The organism is Knoellia sp. p5-6-4, assembly GCF_029222705.1.
Taxonomy (GTDB): domain Bacteria; phylum Actinomycetota; class Actinomycetes; order Actinomycetales; family Dermatophilaceae; genus Pedococcus_A.
In genome coordinates, this window is record NZ_JARGZF010000001.1 from 1,042,128 (window position 1) to 1,057,110 (window position 14,983).

Genomic DNA, 14,983 nt, shown 5'->3' on the forward strand with positions numbered 1-14,983 from the left:
CTCCTGCCGCAGGTGCCGTCCCCGCACCTGGACCCACCATGAGCCATGAGACGGGTTCCCCTGTGGCACAGGGCATTCGGCACCTTAGCGGCTCTTGCTCTGACACTGCCTCTTGCCGCCGTAGCCCTGCGGGAGCCCCTCCACCTCAGCACTCCGACCGCTCAGGCCCTGCTCGACGGGGTCCTGGCGGTGCTGGCCGTGGTCATGGTCGCCGCCGCGTACGTCGTGCTGCGGCTCCCCCGCCGCTGACCGCGGGCTGCCCAGCGCTCCGATGGTCGCGCGATACCCGGCCCAGTATGCTGCGGACGTTGGCAGACGCCTGCGACTCGAGGAGGCAGCACCGATGGGCTACGCCCTCAGCACGACCGTCAACCGCCCGTTCGACGAGACCCTGGAGTCCGTTCGCACGGCCCTCCGGGAACAGGGCTTCGGCGTGCTCACCGAGATCGACCTCAAGGCGACCCTGAAGGCGAAGATCGACGCGGACATCGAGCCGCAGGTCATCCTCGGCGCCTGCCGGCCGCCCCTCGCGCACGCCGCCCTGCAGGCCGAGCCGTCGGTGGGCCTCCTGCTGCCCTGTAACGTCGTGGTGCGCAGCACCGGCGCGGACCAGACCGTGGTCGAGGCCCTCGACCCGGCCACGATGGTGGAACTGACCGGCAACGACGCCCTGTCGGAGGTGTCCACCGACGCGGGCACGCGCCTCCAGGCTGCGCTGGACGCCGTCTCAGGGCGCTGACACTCAGGGCGCTGGCACCGACGGGGCTCCCCACACCGGCCGCGCCTGCCGCAGGAGGTCGTCGAGCACCGCACGGGTGTGCGGCTCGTCGAAGACCTCGCTGATCCACGCCTGCGCGTCCTCGCGGCGAGGAGATCTCGGGTTCGGCGTCAACCAGTCGCGTGCAGCGATCTCGGTGATGTGCCCGAGCTGCGCGATGAGCATCGAGAAGTGCCCCCGTCGCTCCACCCTCGCCGAGGCGCCCGACCCACGGTAGGCGGACAACAGCGCACTGACCCGGCCAGGGTCGGTGCGGGCGAACTCGAAGAGCACACAGCCCAGCTCGTGGCTGGGGTCGGCGGGCCCGCTGTTCTCCCAGTCGATGACGCACAGACCACCATCGGCCGTCGGCAGGACGTTGTCGGCCCAGAGGTCTCGGTGACAGGTCTGCAGGACCTCGGGCGGCTCGATCCAGGACTCCAGCGCCACGAGCTCGTCGCGCAGGTCCGCGAGCCTCGGGGCGAAGGGCGCGCCCTCCTGCGTGAGCCGGCGCACCAGCTCGTCCCAGCGCGCGGCGCCCACCGGCTGGTGGCTCCACGCGTCGGGGGGACCAGTGGCAGGCACGACCACGCGGTGGACGGCGGCCACGACCGCTCCCACCAGCACGGGATCGACCTGCGGGTCGGGCGGCAGCAGGTCGACCCACTCGTAGAGGCGGACCTGGTGCTCACCGACATCGGCCAGGACCGATCCCTCGAGGGTGCGCACCACGCGTGGCGTGGGCACACCGCGGGCCCACGCCTGCTCGTGGAAGGCGGTGGCCGGCTCGACCTCCTCCTCGGTGCTCCGGTGCAGCGCAACCTTCACCGCCCAGCGGCCATCCGCCGTCTCCAGCCGCCAGACCAGCCCCTGCCTGCCCCTGGCCACGGGCCCCTCCGACAGTCGCCCGCCCCGGCCGAGCCCAAAGGTCCGCGCCACCGCCTTCGCGTCCACCCGGACACTGGAGCACACGATCGCCCCCGAGGGGAACCTCTTCCTCCCGCGGTGCGCGGACCGCCCGGACGCCGACCTGGTCACGCCGTAGTCCGGCTACATGAGCCGACCCTCAACCGACCGTCGCACCGGGGCACAGTGGGCTGTACGGCTTCAGCCCGATCCCCGCCCGTACGTTCCCTGATTTGCTCGACGGAGGGGACGAGTTCACCCGCTCGTCATCGGGGGGACCGACGGTGTTTGGAGGAAATCAATGAGCGACGGATGGATCCTGGTGACCGGGGCGGCAGGTTTCATCGGCAGCCACCTCTGCGAGGCGCTGCTGGAGCAGGGGTGGCGGGTCAGGGGACTGGACGCCTTCACCGAGTTCTACGACCCGACCCGCAAGCGCGACAACCTCCGCGAGGTCATGGGACATCCGGGCTTCGAGCTGGTCGAGGACGACCTGCTCCATGTCGACCTGGGTGAGACGCTCGACGGCGTCACCTCGATCGTCCACCTGGCCGGGGAGCCAGGTGTTTCCACGTCATGGGGGCTTTCGTTCGGGCGCTACGTGGAGCGCAACGTCATGGCGACCCAGCGCCTGCTGGAGGCCGCCGTCCACTCCGGCACGGTGCAGCGTCTCGTGTACGCCTCCAGCTCCTCCGTGTACGGCGGGGAGGCGGAGGCCCTCATCGCCCGCGCCGAACCGCGCCCGTACAGCCCCTACGGCGTGAGCAAGCTGGCCGCTGAGACACTGGTCGGCGCGTATGCCGCCGGCCACGGCCTGTCGACGGTGTCGCTGCGCTACTTCTCGGTCTACGGCCCCCGGCAACGTCCTGACATGGCCGCGCACCGGTTCATCGAGTCGCTGCTCGACGGGCGCCCCCTGACCGTCTTCGGGGACGGCAGCCAGGTGCGGGACTTCACGTATGTCGGGGACATCGTGGCCGCGACGGTGAGGTCGCTCACCGCGGACCTTCCTCCGGCTGCGGTCCTCGATGTGGCGAGCGGCCGGCCCACTGCGGTCAGCACCCTCATCGGCTGCCTCAACGAGCTGCTCGGCGTCGCCGGCGCTGCGGTGCAGCAGTGCGAGGAGCGCCGAGGTGACGTGCCGCGCACCGAGGGCAACATCGCCATCACCCAGCAGCGTCTCGGCTGGGCCGCCAGGACCGACCTGCGTGCAGGCCTGCAGCGCCAGGTGGAGTGGCACGCCGCGCTGCGTCGGCGGCGCGAGCCGGACGACCTGGCCCTCCTGCCCGCAGTCGGGGCCTGACCATGGCGACGGCCAGCGGCCCACGCCTGCTGATCTACTCTCAGGACGGCTTGGGACTCGGCCACCAGCGCCGCACGACGCTGCTGGCGCGGGAGTTCCTGTCCGCCCGCAGTGACGCCACCGTGCTGACGCTGTGCGACTCCCCGCTTGGTCACTTCTTCGCCACCGCAGCGGGGCACGAGCACCTGAAACTACCCTCCGTGCGCAAGGTGGGCCCGGGTGACTGGCACCCCGTGTCGCTGTCGATGCCCTTCGCCGACGTGCTCGCCATGCGCACCGAGATCATCAGGGCCACCGCCGAGAGCTTCGCCCCCGACATCCTGCTCGTCGACCACATGCCGCACGGCGCGATGGGCGAACTGGTGCCCGCCCTGGAGAGCTTGGAGCGTCGTGGCGTTCGCATGATCCTCGGCCTGCGGGACATCCTCGACGCCCCGAACACGGTGCGGCAGCGGTGGCACCTCGAGGGCGCGTTCGAGGCTGTCGAACGGCACTACGACGAGGTGCTGGTCTACGGGTCTCCCGAGGTCTTCGACATCGCCACCGAGTACGACTGGCCCGCGCCCCTGAAGAGTCGCCTGCGCTACTGCGGCTACATCTGCGCGCCGGCACCGATCAGACGGCGCCGGCGTGTGCGTGAGCGCCTGCTGCGCAAGAACCCGAACGCCGACGTGGTGGTCGTCATGGCCGGCGGAGGGGCGGACGGCTACCCGCTCTTCGAGACCGTGGCGCGGGCGGTGCCCCACCTGCTCGCCGAGCGTGAGTGCGCGGTGGTCATCGTGACGGGGCCCTTCCTGCCGGCGCACCAGCGCGACCGGTTGGCCGAGATGACGAGGGACCTACCCGTCACGCTGCGCCCGAGCGTGCCTGACACGCTGAGCTACATAGACGCCGCCGACCTCGTCGTCGCGATGGCGGGCTACAACACGACCGCCGAGATCCTCTCGCTCAAGACTCGTGCGCTGCTGGTGCCCCGCTCGGGGCCCAGCGCCGAGCAGCGGCTGCGGGCCCAGGCGTTCGCCGACCGCGGCTGGGTGCACTGGCTGAAACCGGAGGAGCTCGGAGAGCGCCGGCTCGCCGACGCCATGAACGCGGCCCTGGACGGGCCGGTCCGCGCCGCCGGGCCGGAGCCCGACCTGCACGGCCGGCAGCGGGCCGTCGAGCACCTGCTGTCCCCCGCCGCCGGGAGCTTCGCCGTGCCCGGGCAGACGGTGCTCACACAGGGTGCCCTCGCGAACGAGGCGTGACGGTGTTCGTGAGCTCGCTGCACGACGGCCCGCAGGCCCCGGGCCTGGCCGAGGTGCTCTCCGGCTCGCTCGGCGTGGGCGAGGTGCGCCGCCTCGTACTCGACCCGTGGCGGCACGGCCTGGCGACAGCGCTGTCCCACGCCGTTCCCGCCCACCGCGTCGGCAGCGTCGAGGTCCTGCGCAGCAACTTCAAGCCGGGGCGGCGGCTGCGCGCCTACTACCTCCTGCACACCGTCGGAGCGCCTGTGCACCTGGCGGTGACCTGGCACCTCGAGCCGCACGGCGCCGACGGCGAGCACATCTCGGTGCTGGCCTCCCCCCTCGACCCGGACATGCCCCAGCTGGCCCGCCTGAGCGACCCGGTGCACCTCGCCGAGGTGGTCAGGCACCTGACGTCCTCGCCGCCCCTCCTGCACGACGTGCTGCGGATCCGCACGGTCCGCTACCGACCCGGCCAGCGCCACGTGCTGCGTGCCACGGCCGGCACGCTGCGAGGCGGGGTCGTCGTGAAGACCGACCGCGAGGGCTCCGGTGAGGCGGCCGTGCGCGTGGCGGCCGAGCTGCACCGCACACTGGGCACCCGCAGCCCTCGCGTCGGACCCGTGGAGCCCCTCGGGTGGGTGGCCGGGGACCGTGCCGCGCTCTGGCGACTGGCGGAGGGGCTGCCCCTGTCGCGACGCCTGGCGGACCCCGGGCGCGACAGCACCCCGCACCTCGAGCTGGTGGGGCGGGCCCTGCGGCTGGTGCACGACGACGTCGGCGCGGCCGAGAGACTGGGCGAGGTGCTGCCGCTGACCGAGCCGGGCGGTGAGCTGGCGGCCACGCTGCGGGCCGCCGAGCACCTGCAGACCCTGCTGCCCTCCGTCAGCCACAGCGTCCACGACATCGTGCGAGCCAGCGCAGCTGCCCTCGCGTCGCTCCCGCCCGGGTCCCCGACCCTCGTCCACGGTGACCTCAAGGCCGACAACCTCCTCGCGGGCCGCCAGCTGCACCTCCTCGATCTCGACCGGGCCGCGCTGGGCGATCCTGCGGTCGACCTGGCCAAGCTGGTGGCCGACCTGCACTGGTGGTCGCCCGCCCCGACGACCGGGCCGGCGCGGTTGGTCGCCGCCCTGCGGCGCGGTTACGGGCCTGCTGCCGAGGACCGCTGGGCACGGGCTGAGGCGCTGGTGCCAGTCTTCATGCTCCGGTTCGCTGCCCGACGCTGCCCCGTGCACGAGCCGAGCTGGACGAACCGGGTGCGGGCCCAGGTCGCCGTGGCGGCACGAGCCACCCTCAGCGGGGCCGCGTCATGACGGCCTCCGTCGCTGCCCACGGCAGCCCCGCTCTCGCGCTGGCCGAGGCCGATCCCTCCCTGCGCCACCTCGAGGTTGCCCTGGCCCGGGCGGAGGCAGCCGGCTGGCAGCGCCACGACGCGCGCTGGGCCCCGGGAGAGGGGTGCCAGCTCGCCTTCCGTGCGCCCGGCCAGGCAGGAGCGGTGACCGCTTTCCACGACGTCAGGGTCGGCCCCGACGGCGTGGCGACCTCCCATTTCCTCGATGACCCGGGCCTCCCCGGCCTCGCGACCGTGCTGGACCAGGGCGCCGTCAGCGCCCGGCTCGCCCCGCTGTTCGGCGGACGGCTGCGCTGCACGGTGGAGCCCGTGCGCTACCGCGCCGGCTCGAGGTGTGTGGTCCGATACGACGTCCAGGTGCCGCAGGGTCAGCTCACCCTGTTCGCGAAAGTCCTGTCGCACGACGGTTTCCGGGCCGTTTCCTCGGTCGCGGACGCATTGGCGGCCGCTCCGGCGCTGGCGGGGGCGGTGCCCGGCGTCGTCGCCGTCTGGCCCGACCTGCGTGCCGTGGTCGTCCGGGGAGCCGTGGGCCGCTCCGGGTCGGCCGTGCTGGGCGACCCTGACCTCGCCGGCGTCGAGCGGGAGGCCGTGGCCGGCGCTGTCGGCCGGCTCCTGGCGGTGCTGCACCGGCACGAAGGCCTCGTCGTGCCGGCGTTCACGCCGGCCGACCAGCTCGACACGCTCGCCCATCAGCTTCGAGCCGTCGACGTCGCGGCACCCCGGCTGGGTGAGAAGTGTGCCGAGGTGGTGGCTGCCCTCGCCCGGACGGTGCCCTTCCCGGCGACGCCGGTGCTGGCGCACGGAGGGTTCCGCGCGGGGCAGCTCGTGGTCGGCGCCGACGGCCACCTCACCCTGCTCGACCTCGATGGCCTGTGCCGGGGCGACGGCGGTCGCGACCTCGGCGCGTTGCTGGCCCACCTGGCCTGGCAGGGGCTGAGGGTGCCGCACCTGCAGGAGTCCCTCGAGGCCGCGGGTTCCACTGTGCTCTCGGCCTACGAGGAGACGGCCGGCCCCGTCGCGCCCGAGTCGCTGCGCTGGTGGCGAACGGCCGGGCTGCTGCAGGTCGCGGCCCGCCGGTTCCGCCGGCTCGAGACCCACAGCTGGGGGCTGGCCGCGAGCCTGGTCGACGCGGCCCAGGACCTGGTGGCCGAGCAGCCCGAGCCGCTGCCGGTGCTCCTCGACGGCCCGCGCCTGACCGTCCTGCTCAGGACCGCCCTGCAGGCGAACGGGCCAGACCCGGCCGAGCTGGAGGTCGACGCGACGGAGGAGCTCACGGTGGTCGCCGGCCGGCGCAGCGTGGTGCGGTGCACGGTTCGCGGGCTGGACGGTCCCTCGCCGGTCACCCTCGTCGGCAAGTCCTTCAGCGAGCCGCTGCGCGCCCGGCTCCTCCACGAGCACCTGCGCCTGCTGTCCGAGGCCGTGTTCGTCGGCGGCGACCTCCGCGTGCCCGAGCCGCTCGCGCTGCTGGCCGACGACACCGTCGTGCTCTACCGCTGCGACGAGGGGACGCCGGTCTCCCTCCTGCCACCGGGCCCCGAGGCCCTCGCCGGGGTGGAGCAGGCGGCCCGCTGGCTGGCGCGGCTGCACACGTCGGCCGTCGTGCTCCCCCGGTCCCTGTCGCACGCCCAGGAGCGCGCCAGCACGCAGGTGTGGGCGGACCTGGTCGCCACTGCCCACCCCGAGCACGCCGAGGCGGCACACCTGCTCGCCCGCGGCTGGGCCGATGCCATGCCCGCCTCCCCCGCGCGGCAGGTGCCGCTGCACAAGGACTTCCACCCCGGGCACGTGCTCGTGGGCAGCTCCGTCTGCGTGGTGGACCTCGACGAGGCGCGGCAGGGCGACCCGGCCTTCGACGTCGCGCACTTCTGCGCCTACCTGGAGGCGTTCGGCGCCGACGACGGGACGCTCGCCAAGGCCTTCGTCGACACGTATGCCGCCGCCACGGGTTGGCGGGGCAGCGAGACGTTGCCGCGCTACGCGGCATACGCGTGGCTGAAGATCGCACGGCAGTGGGCCGGGGGAACCGGTCCGTGCCGCGGCAGCACGAGTGGCGAGCGCGCGGCCGGGGTGGCACGCGCCCTGACGAGGGGGGTCACATGGCTGAGCGGGTGATGTACGTCGTGCGGAGCTGGCCACGGCTCTCGCAGACCTTCGTGGTCAACGAGATCCTGGCGCTCGAGCGGCGGGGCGTGGAGCTCACGGTCTTCGCGCTGGCGCACTCGGGCGAGACGCTCGTGCAGCCCCAGGTGGCCCAGGTGCGCGCCGACGTCGTCCACCTCGACGGCCGGGGTGTCGGCCGCGTGAGGGCCCTGGCCCGCGACGTCGCGACGGTGTCCTCGCGCGCACCGCTGGGCCTGGCGCGCATGGTCTGGCTGGCGCTGCGCCACCCCGACCTCGCCTGGGGGTACGGCGAGGCGACCGCGCTGGAGTGCCTCGGGCACGCCGTCGCCGTGGCCGCCGCCACCATCCGGCGGCGCGCGGCCGGCGAGCGGGTGACCCACCTGCACGCCCACTTCGCACACGACCCCGCGCTGGTCGGGCTGATGGCGGCCGAGCTGACCGACCTGCCCTTCACGTTCACCGGGCATGCGCGAGACCTGTTGCAGATCCCGGCGAGCAGCCTGGCTGCCCGGGCGAGGGCCGCCTCCGCAGTCGTCACGTGCTGCGAGGCGAACGCCGACTACATCCGCGAAGCGGTGCCGGCTGAGCACCTGCCGCCCGTCCTCGTCGTGCACCACGGCGTCGAGCTCAGCCGGTTCACGCCCGTGCCGCCGAAGGCCGAGGGCGTCGACGGCACACCCGTCATCACCTCGGTCGGCCGGCTCGTCGAGAAGAAGGGCTTCGAAGACCTGATGCGCGCCCTCGCGCTCCTGCGCGACCGTGGGGTCGACTTCGGCTTCCGGCTCTACGGCGAGGGGCCGCTGCACGACCGGTTGGTGGCCCTGCGCGACGAGCTGGGCCTGCGCTCGCGCGTGGAGCTCATGGGCGCGCGAGACAGTGACGAGGTGGTCGCGGCCCTGGCGTCCACCGACGTGTTCACCCTCGCTCCCCGGGTCACCGACGACGGTGACCGCGACGGCATCCCCAACGTGCTGGTCGAGGCCATGGCGTGCGGGCTTCCGGTGGTGACGACGGCCGTCGGCGGGATCCCCGAGCTGGTGCACGACCAGCACAACGGCCTGGTCGTCGAGCCCGGAAACGTTGCGGCAGTGGCCGACTCGCTCCACCAGGTCCTGAAGGACCCCCGGCTCCGGCAACGTCTCGGCACCGCCGCCAGGGCATCGGTCGTGGCGGGCTACGACGTGGACGACGCGGCCCGCCGGCTCCACGCGCTCTTCACCCCCGGCGTGGAGAAGGTGGAGGTGCCCGCGTGACCGCCCACCTCGAGAGCTCGCTGGCCGACCGCTTCGGCGAGGCCCTGTCGGCGCGGGTCATGGGGCCTCGCCTCGGGGCCGCGCTGGGCACCGGCACGGCACGGTGTCACGTCCTCGACGCCAAGCTCGAGCCAGGGGTCCGGGCGGTCGTGCTCTACGAGACGGCCGGACGGCTGGTGCGCGGCGACGTGCTGCCGGCCGGGGGTTCGGGAGATGTGGTGGTCGATCCTGGAGTGCGCCTCTCGCCCTTCCCCCACGACCCCGACCTGCCCGGCCTGCCGCGGGTCATGGACCCGGCCGAGCTCGGCCCACTGCTGGCCGCGGCCCTGGTCGAGAGCGGGTCCGTCGAGCCCGACTCGGCGTGGGCGCGCCGGCCCGACCGGCTGCGCCTCGCCCTGCTGCGCTACCGCCCGGAGAAGCGCGCCACAGTCCTGGCCACGCACTCCGGCTCCCCGCTGGCCCTGGTCGCCAAGGCCTACCACCGCGACGACAAAGCGGCGGCCGTCGTCGCCGAGGCGCCGAGCCCGAGGCGCGGCAGAGGCGGCGTGCTCGCGTTCGCGCGCACCGCGGCATACGTGCCCGAGCTGGCGCTCGTGGTGCAGGAGGTCGTGTCGGGCACCTCCCTGGACGCGCTCACCCGGTCCCGGCGCCCCGACACCGCGGCCGCCCGCACCGGGGTCGTCCGGGCTGCCGCCGCGCTCGCCGAGCTCCACCAGCAGGCGGTGGTGACCACGCGCCAGCGACCGGTGGACCGCGAGCTCTCGCGGTTCGGCGAGCGGGCGACCCGGGTGGGCACGGTCGACCGTGGCCTCGGCGAGGCCGCGGCCGCGCTCGCGCACCGGCTGGGCGCGACCCAGCGCCTCCTGCCACCACCGCGCATCGGACCGGTCCACGGCGACTGCAAACCGAGCCAGTTCCTGCTCGGGCGCACCCGCGTGTGCGTGCTCGACCTCGACCACGTCGGCGTCTCCGACCAGGCCGGTGACGTGGGGACGTTCCTGGCGTCGCTGCGCCAGCAGGGCATCCGGCGACGGCTCGCGAACCGGGGGCCGGCCGACGACGGCCTCGACACCCTGGCCGCAGCATTCCTCGACGGCTACCTGCGCGCACGCGGAGACGTCGGCGACCTGCCGCGCATCCACTGGCACGTCGCCGTCGCCCTGGAGCGCAAGGCACTTCGCGCCTTCGCGCGGGCTCCCCGCTCCCCGGTGGCCGCGGCACTCATCCAGGAGGCACAACGGTGCCTCGACGACCTCAGGGAGGCAGCGTGACCAGGCACAGGCACCAGGGGCAGCGGCGGCCGGCCGGTGACCTCCGCAGGACCGTCCGACTGTTCCGGCGGTTCATGGGCGGCCGGAAGGTGTACGTGCTCGGCGTCCTGTTCCTGACCGTCGAGGCGGTCACCGCGGTGTTCGAACCGTGGCCGATCGCGTTCCTCATCGACTTCCTCCAGGGCACCCGCGAGAGCCTGCGCGACCTGGGCGCGCCGCAGGTGCTGGCCTCGGAGCGCTTCGAGACGATCCTGCTGCTGACCATCGCGATCATCGGGATCGCGACGGTGAACAGCGCGGCTGACTCCCTCACGGAGGTCTGCATGGCGCGCGGCGGCCGGTCGCTCGGCTACAGCATCCGCGTCGAGATGTACTCGCACCTGCAGAGGCTCCCGCTCGGCTACCACGACAAGAAGCGCACCGGTGACGTGCTCACCCGCGTCACCGGCGACGTGCTCGTGGTCGAGGACTTCGTCGTGAAGTCGGTCAGCAACATCCTCGGCAGCCTCATGGTGCTCGTCGGCAGCTTCGTCTTCCTGCTGTGGCAGTCGTGGACGGTCGCCCTCGTCGCGGTGATCGTCGTACCCGCCCTCGCACTGGTGTCGAACCACTACTCGCGCCGGATCAAGGTGGCGTCGAAGACCCAGCGGGACCGGGAGGGCGACCTCGCCTCCACGGCCCAGGAGATGCTGTCCTCGATCCGCCTCGTGCAAAGCTACGGCCGCGGCACCGTCGACCTCGCGAAGTTCTCCGACCAGACCGGAAGCAGCATGCTGGCCTCCCTTAAGGCGGCCAACATCCAGGCCAAGTTCAGCTTCGTCATCGCCCTCGTCGAGGCCCTCTCCATCTCCGCCGTGGTGTGGCTCGGCGTGTGGCTGGTCGACCGCAGCGCCATCAGCATCGGCACCCTTGTGCTCTTCGTCCTGTTGCTGCAGAACATGTTCAAGCCGGCGCGCAAGATCGTGAGCGAGTGGTACAAGATCGGCAAGGTTTTCGCCAGCGTCGAGCGGATCGAGGACCTGCTCGACCGGGAGGTGGTGGTCACCGACAGCCCGCACGCCCAGCCCGCGCCCCCTCTCGAGGGCCGGCTCACGTTCCAGCACGTCAGCTTCACCTACCCCGCCGAGCACGAGGACGGCACGGCGGCCACCTCCCGGCCCCAGGTCCTGCGGGACATCGACTTCGACGTCTCCCCCGGCGAGGTCGTCGCGCTCGTCGGGTTCAGTGGAGCGGGCAAGAGCACGATCGCCCAGCTCGTCCCGCGGCTGTACGACCCCGACTCCGGCGCGGTGCTCGTCGACGGCATGGACGTGCGCGGGCTCACCCTCGCCTCGCTGCGCAGCCAGGTCAGCCTGGTGCTCCAGGAGACGGTGCTGCTCAGCGGCACCGTGGCCGAGAACATCGGCTACGGCATCGCCGACGCCACCCCTGAGGACATCGAGGCGGCGGCCCGGATGGCCAACGCGCACGACTTCATCATGGCCATGCCGGACGGCTACGACACGGTGCTCGGCGAGCGCGGCTCGACCCTTTCCGGCGGGCAGCGGCAGCGCCTGGCCATCGCGCGGGCCTTCATCCGGCGCGCGCCCATCCTCATCCTCGACGAGCCGACCACCGGCCTCGACGCCGAGTCGGCGCAGACCGTCGTGAGCGCGCTGCGCGAGCTGATGCGCGGCACCACGACGATCGTCATCTCGCACGATCCCGGCCTCGTGCAGGGCGCTGACCGGGTGCTCGTCATCTCCCGTGGCCGCATCGTGGAGTCCGGCACGCCGGAGGCCCTGATGCGCGGCCGTGGCCACTTCGCCGAGCTGTATGCCGTGGGCGCCGGAGCCGAGCTGGCCCCGCCGCCCGAGCCGGTGGCCGAGACCTCACCGGCGGTGCCCGTCAGCCCGAGGCTGCACGAGCACCTGCCCGGCCTGGTCCACGCCCTGGACCCCGCTCGCATGGCGGAGCGGATCGGCGAGTGCCTCCTCGACACGCGTCACTGGGTGCGCGGCGTCAGCGCCGGCACGTTCTGGCTGCGCGAGGACGGGAGCTGCACGCTGCGCTACGACGTGCGGGTCGTCACCCCGGAGGGTGCCGAGAGCGAGCACGTCGTCCTCGGACGGGTGCACCAGGACGAGGACTCGGCGCGGGCCTACCTCGAGCAACGGGTGCGGCCCCTGGCCGGCGGGCGGCGCGCGGCCGGACCGCCATGGCGAGCGCTGGCAGCCGTCGTGCCCGAGGCCGCGCTGGCGCTGCACGTCTTCCCTGTCGATCCCGACCTGCCGACGCTGCGGCAGGCCATGAGTCCCCGCACGGTGGCGCGGCTGGCCCACAGCCCGTTCAGCAGCGCCGAGCCGCCCCTGGTCGAGGTGGTGCACCACCCGCGTGAAGGAGCCTGCGTCCTGCGCTACACCCTGGCCGGGCAGGACGACAGCGGGCCGCGACGCCTGTACGGCAAGGTGTATCCGGGGCTCGAGGGCGAGGCTGTGGACAGCTTCCTCCGTGCGCTCGGGCGCCAGCCGCGCGGCGCGAGGACCGGTGCCGGTCGTGGGGCAGGACGCGCGAGCGGCCGTGGGGCGGCCAGCCGTGCGAACGGCCGGCGCTTCCCGGAGCCGGTGATCTACGCACCGGGACTGCACCTGTTGGTGACCGAGGCCCTTCCCGGGGAGCCGGTCATCCCCAGGCTGCTGAGCTCGGTGCTGGCCACGCCGCTGGCCGCCGAGCTCGGGCAGGAGAGCGCCGAGCTGCACGCCGCGGTGCGGGCGGCCGGGGAGGCACTCGCGCTGATGCACGGGAGCGACCTCGCCACCGCGCCGGTCCACACGGCGGCCGACGAGAAGGACGGCCTGGTCCAGGGCCTGGAACTGGTGTCCCGGTTCTGGCCCGAGGCCGCCGACCGGGTGCGGGCGAGCAGCCCCGTGCTGCTCGAGCCACCTCCCGAGGCTCCCGACGTGGTGCTCTCGCACGGGGACTTCACCCCGTCGCAGGTGCTCCTCGACGGCAGGAACGCGGCCGTGGTGGACCTCGACACCCTGTGCTGGGCCGACCCAGCCCTCGACCTCGGCCGCTTCATCGCCCACCTCGAGCTGCTCGCGGCGAAGCGTGGTGGCCGGTCCGGCCGCGCGCTCGCCCGCGAGCTCGCCCGCTCGTTCCTGGCCGGCTACGGCGGCGTGGGCAAGCGCACGTCGGCCGCAGCCTCGGCCTTCGAGCGGATCACCTTCTACCGCAGCGCAACCCTGTCCCGCAGCGCCCTGCGTGCCGCTCGCCAGCTCAAGGCCTACCGCCTCGACCTGGCCCTGTCCCTGCTCGAATCCCGTCCCACCAGGAGGGTGGACCAATGACGCTGATCTCCGACCGCAACCAGGTGAACGACGCCCTCGACTCCTTCGGGGTGCTGCCCGAGTGGCTCGCCGACGGTATGCGGCCCGAACGGGTCGCCGGCAGCCTCCGGGACGCGGTGCCCGAGTTCCGTTCCGGCGCAGCCACTCTGGTCGAGTGCCAGCCCGAACGTCTGCGCGCGAAGGACGGTGAGTGGATCGCGCGCTACCGACTGCGCGTGGCCGGCCCGGACGGTGAGCGCGACGTCGTGCTCGTCGGCAACCTGGTCGCACCGTCGCAGCCGGCGCCACCCGGCGTGGCGCCGGGGGTGCAGGTAGTGGCGCTGGGCCAGGGGGCGTGGTCGGTCTGGCTTCCCGACCTGCGCCTGCACCTGCACCACGAGGAGACCGACGTGGCCCTCCCGGCCCTGCCCCTGCTCACCGAGCCTGACGCGGTCGCGGCGTTGCTCGAGCCCGTCGTGAGGCAGGCGGGCCACCCGGAGGCCACCATCACCTCCTGCGACCCGGTCGTGGTCCGCTACAAGCCCGGCAGCCGGTGCACCGTCGTGGTGGGCGTGGAGTATGCCGCCGCGCCGGGCCCGCGACCCCCCTCACCGGTGGTGCTGAAGACCCACCAGGGCGACAAGGGCCAGACGGCGTGGGCGGCCATGACGGCCCTGTGGGAACGACCAGCGGCCTGGCGCGGGATCGTCGAGATGGCGCAGCCCCTGGCGTTCCTGCCCGAGGAGCGCATCCTGGTCCAGGGGCCCATCGGCGAGGAGCTCACGCTGAAGGAGCTGGCTCGCCAGGCCTTCGCCGGCGGCGACCCGGAGCTGCTGGCACGGCTGCGCATCGAGCTGGCCCGGACGGGGCGCGCGCTCGCGGCACTCCACGGCTCGGGCGCGGCATACGGCCGCACGGCCACCCTCGAGGACGAGGTCGCCGAGATCCGCGAGGTGCTCGACCGGCTGGGGCTGACCATCCCGGAGATCGAGGGCGCGGCCGAGCCGCTGCTGAGCCGGCTGGAGGAGGTGGCCCAGCGGCACCCGGCCGACCCGGTCGTGCCGGCGCACCACGACTTCCGGCCCGCCCAGGTGCTGCTCAACCACGGCCGCATCGGGTTCATCGACTTCGACGGCGCCTCGATGGCCGAACCCGCCCTCGACCTGGGCCGGTTCATGGCCAAGCTGCGCGACATCGGCATCAGCTCGCTGCTCTACACCGGCCAGCCCCTCGCGGGCGCACCGCTCGGCGAGCACCTCGCCCTCATGGACAGCCTGTGCGAGGAGTTCCTCTCCGCCTACGAGCGGCACGCCACGGTCTCCCGCGAGCGCGTGCTCCTCTGGGAGACCTGTGATCTCCTGACCGGCCTGCTCCATGCCTGGACCAAGGTGCGCCTCCTGCGGGTGGAGCCACGGCTGGCTGTGCTCCAGCACCACCTGGGCAGCAGCGGGCTCGCGTCCTGACGGACGGCGAGGCATGGTGGT

At 73.4% G+C, this 14,983-nt stretch carries 10 protein-coding genes; 9 read left to right on the forward strand and 1 reads right to left on the reverse strand.

Annotated elements, in window-relative coordinates; translation table 11 throughout:
- Positions 1 to 343: 343 nt before the first annotated feature.
- The gene (locus tag P2F65_RS05000) at positions 344 to 739 is read left to right on the forward strand and encodes a DUF302 domain-containing protein (RefSeq protein WP_275804755.1); all 396 of its coding nucleotides are present in this window, start codon (positions 344 to 346) and stop codon (positions 737 to 739) included.
- Positions 740 to 742: 3 nt separating this feature from the next.
- Here the strand turns inward: P2F65_RS05000 and P2F65_RS05005 are convergent, their stop codons facing one another.
- Positions 743 to 1,645, reverse strand: a complete 903-nt coding sequence (locus P2F65_RS05005) for a phosphotransferase (protein WP_275804756.1) — start codon at positions 1,643 to 1,645, stop codon at positions 743 to 745.
- Positions 1,646 to 1,964: 319 nt separating this feature from the next.
- Here P2F65_RS05005 and P2F65_RS05010 point away from each other — a divergent pair, with 319 nt between their 5' ends.
- From P2F65_RS05010 to P2F65_RS05045, 8 genes are read left to right on the forward strand one after another with little or no spacing between them, the layout of a single operon-like run.
- Positions 1,965 to 2,966, forward strand: a complete 1,002-nt coding sequence (locus P2F65_RS05010; RefSeq protein ID WP_275804758.1) for an NAD-dependent epimerase/dehydratase family protein — start codon at positions 1,965 to 1,967, stop codon at positions 2,964 to 2,966.
- 2 nt (positions 2,967 to 2,968) lie between these two features.
- A complete protein-coding gene (locus P2F65_RS05015) occupies positions 2,969 to 4,213 on the forward strand; it encodes a glycosyltransferase (protein ID WP_275804760.1) in 1,245 nt (414 codons plus the stop codon).
- Positions 4,210 to 5,508 carry an aminoglycoside phosphotransferase family protein gene (locus tag P2F65_RS05020; RefSeq protein ID WP_275804762.1) on the forward strand — a complete coding sequence of 433 codons (1,299 nt, stop codon included), beginning with the start codon at positions 4,210 to 4,212 and terminating at the stop codon, positions 5,506 to 5,508. The genes P2F65_RS05015 and P2F65_RS05020 overlap by 4 nt, the downstream gene beginning before the upstream one ends.
- Complete coding sequence (locus P2F65_RS05025; RefSeq protein ID WP_275804764.1) at positions 5,505 to 7,658, forward strand: aminoglycoside phosphotransferase family protein; 2,154 nt, start codon at positions 5,505 to 5,507, stop codon at positions 7,656 to 7,658. The genes P2F65_RS05020 and P2F65_RS05025 overlap by 4 nt, the downstream gene beginning before the upstream one ends.
- Complete coding sequence (locus P2F65_RS05030; RefSeq protein WP_275804766.1) at positions 7,643 to 8,920, forward strand: glycosyltransferase; 1,278 nt, start codon at positions 7,643 to 7,645, stop codon at positions 8,918 to 8,920. The genes P2F65_RS05025 and P2F65_RS05030 overlap by 16 nt, the downstream gene beginning before the upstream one ends.
- Positions 8,917 to 10,191, forward strand: a complete 1,275-nt coding sequence (locus P2F65_RS05035) for a hypothetical protein (protein ID WP_275804768.1) — start codon at positions 8,917 to 8,919, stop codon at positions 10,189 to 10,191. Before P2F65_RS05030 ends, P2F65_RS05035 begins: the two co-directional genes overlap by 4 nt.
- Positions 10,188 to 13,520, forward strand: a complete 3,333-nt coding sequence (locus tag P2F65_RS05040) for an ABC transporter transmembrane domain-containing protein (protein WP_275804770.1) — start codon at positions 10,188 to 10,190, stop codon at positions 13,518 to 13,520. Before P2F65_RS05035 ends, P2F65_RS05040 begins: the two co-directional genes overlap by 4 nt.
- Positions 13,517 to 14,962 (forward strand): phosphotransferase, encoded by a 1,446-nt coding sequence (locus tag P2F65_RS05045; protein WP_275804772.1) that lies wholly within the window; start codon positions 13,517 to 13,519, stop codon positions 14,960 to 14,962. Before P2F65_RS05040 ends, P2F65_RS05045 begins: the two co-directional genes overlap by 4 nt.
- The last annotated feature ends 21 nt before the right edge of the window (positions 14,963 to 14,983 follow it).